The organism is Prevotella sp. TCVGH (assembly GCF_023522295.1).
GTDB lineage: Bacteria > Bacteroidota > Bacteroidia > Bacteroidales > Bacteroidaceae > Prevotella > Prevotella timonensis.
Genome location: NZ_QFFX01000120.1, coordinates 1 through 2,892, shown reverse-complemented (window position 1 = coordinate 2,892; position 2,892 = coordinate 1). Strand labels below are relative to the sequence as shown.

At 41.4% G+C, this 2,892-nt stretch carries 1 protein-coding gene and 1 pseudogene; one reads left to right on the top strand and one right to left on the bottom strand.

Going from position 1 to position 2,892, the window contains the following annotated elements; all coding sequences use genetic code 11:
- Window positions 1-125: 125 nt before the first annotated feature.
- Complete coding sequence (typA, locus tag DEM91_RS12300) at window positions 126-1,928, top strand: translational GTPase TypA (RefSeq protein ID WP_249859099.1); 1,803 nt, start codon at window positions 126-128, stop codon at window positions 1,926-1,928.
- A 214-nt stretch (window positions 1,929-2,142) separates the two neighbouring features.
- Here the strand turns inward: typA and DEM91_RS12295 are convergent.
- Window positions 2,143-2,823, bottom strand: a pseudogene (locus DEM91_RS12295) (hypothetical protein); the annotation flags it as partial.
- Window positions 2,824-2,892: the final 69 nt, after the last annotated feature.

Genomic DNA, 2,892 nt, shown 5'->3' with positions numbered 1-2,892 from the left:
CTAAGTGAATGATAATGAACAGTTAATAAATTACAAATATTTTCCAATTATTTGGAAAGCAACATAGAAGAATTATGAATTAAAAGCATTACCTTTGCACGGAATAACGTTTTAAGGATTAAAACATGCAAGACATTAGAAATATTGCAATCATTGCTCATGTCGACCACGGTAAAACTACGTTGGTAGATAAGATGATGTTAGCAGGAAAATTGTTCCGTGATGGACAGGATAACAGTGGACAGGTATTAGACTCAAACGATTTGGAACGTGAACGAGGTATCACGATTCTCTCCAAGAACGTTTCTATCAACTGGAAAGGTGTAAAAATTAATATTATAGATACTCCCGGTCACTCTGATTTTGGTGGTGAAGTGGAACGTGTACTCAATATGGCAGACGGCTGTATTTTGTTGGTGGATGCTTTCGAAGGACCGATGCCACAGACTCGGTTTGTGCTGCAAAAGGCATTACAGATTGGTCTAAAACCCATCGTGGTAGTAAACAAGGTGGACAAACCGAATTGTCGTCCCGATGAAGTATATGAGATGGTATTCGATTTGATGTTCTCTTTGAATGCGACAGAAGATCAATTAGATTTCCCTGTTGTTTACGGTTCTGCCAAAAATGGATGGATGTCTGAAGATTGGAAGCAGCCCACAGACAATATCGAATATCTGTTAGATAAAATCGTAGAAGTTATTCCAGCCCCGAAGCAGCTTGAGGGAACACCGCAAATGCTGATTACCAGCTTAGATTATTCCAACTATACAGGGCGTATTGCTGTAGGTAGAGTGCATAGAGGTGTACTTACTGGCGGGATGAATGTTACCATTTGTCACCGTGACGGGACGCAAGAACGCACAAAAATTAAAGAACTTCACACCTTTGAAGGAATGTCTCACGTGAAGACTGACCATGTGGACAGCGGTGATATTTGTGCAGTTATAGGTCTTGAGAAGTTCGAAATTGGCGACACGATTTGCGACTTTGAAAATCCAGAACCATTACCTCCCATCGCTATTGATGAACCAACGATGAGCATGTTGTTCACAATTAACGATTCGCCATTCTTTGGGAAGGAAGGAAAATACGTTACTTCGCGCCACATCAACGACCGCCTAAACAAGGAATTGGAAAAGAACTTGGCACTTCGGGTACGTCCTTTCGAGGATGCAACCGATAAGTGGATTGTGAGCGGACGTGGAGTTTTGCACCTTAGTGTGCTGGTAGAAACCATGCGACGCGAAGGGTATGAACTGCAAGTGGGACAACCTCAGGTTATTTACAAGGAGATAGAAGGGAAGTGTTACGAACCTATTGAAGAGCTAACCATTAATGTTCCAGAAGAGTTCTCCAGCAAAATGATTGACATGGTGACGCGTCGAAAGGGAGAAATGACATCGATGGAAAGCCAAGGAGGACGTACAAATATAGAATTTGACATACCCTCAAGAGGCATCATGGGACTTCGCACCAATGTGTTGACAGCCTCACAAGGCGAAGCTATTATGGCACATCGCTTTAAGGAGTATCAGCCTTTCAAGGGCGAAATTACACGTCGTGTCAACGGAAGTATGATTGCCATGGAGACAGGTACGGCATACGCTTATTCTATTGATAAGCTTCAAGACCGTGGTAAGTTCTTTATCGACCCAGGAGAAGAGGTGTATGCGGGTCAAGTGGTAGGCGAACATGTGCATGATAACGACTTGGTCATCAATGTAACCAAAGCCAAACAGCTTACAAACGTTCGTGCCAGCGGCTCTGATGACAAGGCTCGTGTGATACCTAAGGTGGAGATGAGCTTGGAAGAATGTCTTGAATATATCAAGGCTGACGAACTTTTGGAGGTAACTCCCAAGAGTATGCGCATGCGAAAAACTACACTCGACCATACTGAGCGCAAACGACTCAACAAAGATTAGGAAACAATCAACGCTCAACTTATAGAAACTCTTACCCCGAAAAGGTAAGAGTTTTTTGCGTTAGATGTTCTTCTGTCATTTGTCTTGAATGAAAATTACGGTTTAACCTTTCCGTTTGTTGATGTCACTCCTTTAGAATCAGATAAAAAAAAGAAGATGTATCTATCAATACACCTTCTCATATTAATTTGTTGTGCGTATAAAAAGTTAAGATTTAGAATTCTTCATCGTCTGCTACATCTTCAGCTTCTAAGTCTAAGTCTTCTGGTTCTGAATCAAATGTAGTGCGATAGCTTTCTTCGGTAAGCTTGTCTTCGTCGAACGTGTCGTCATCATCTTCCTCGCTGTCCTCTATGTCTTTTCCTTCGTCCAATGCTCTCTTTTCATTGAAGTCGAATTCATCGTCTGAATCAGATTTTGCAGAAGATAATTTTGAAGATTTCTTTTCCATCTCTGGTTTCGCTTTAGCAAAGATCGCTTCTACCCATGCTCCCTTTGCAATCTCTAAGACTTCAAAGCCATCATTTACTTTTTTCTCATACATTCCTCCTGCGTTATGCAGTCTATTCTGCGGCAATGTGGTTGTACTGATGTCGAATCCGCTTTCAATAATGTCCTTAATGCTTTGCGATAACGAGTCCCATCCACCGCCAAAGTTACGGTCAAGTACCTCTAAAAGTTTGCTGGCTGTGATATGTCTAATGTTTTCGTAACTCAAATCTGTTACGCGCAAAATAGCTTTCTTCTTGATAGCGTATTTTTGCTTATTAGCTCCATCAATGCGAAGAGCTTTAACCTTAAAGCCTCTCTCTTCATATTTTTTGATGATTACGGGCTTATCAATCTTTACCTCTTCGATTTCAAATGCACTTCGAATCACATCTAAGTAGGGTCTGCTGAATTATTATCTCTTCACAGACAGAGGGTAGCAGACGTAGACCCTCATAGTGACGATAATGATGAA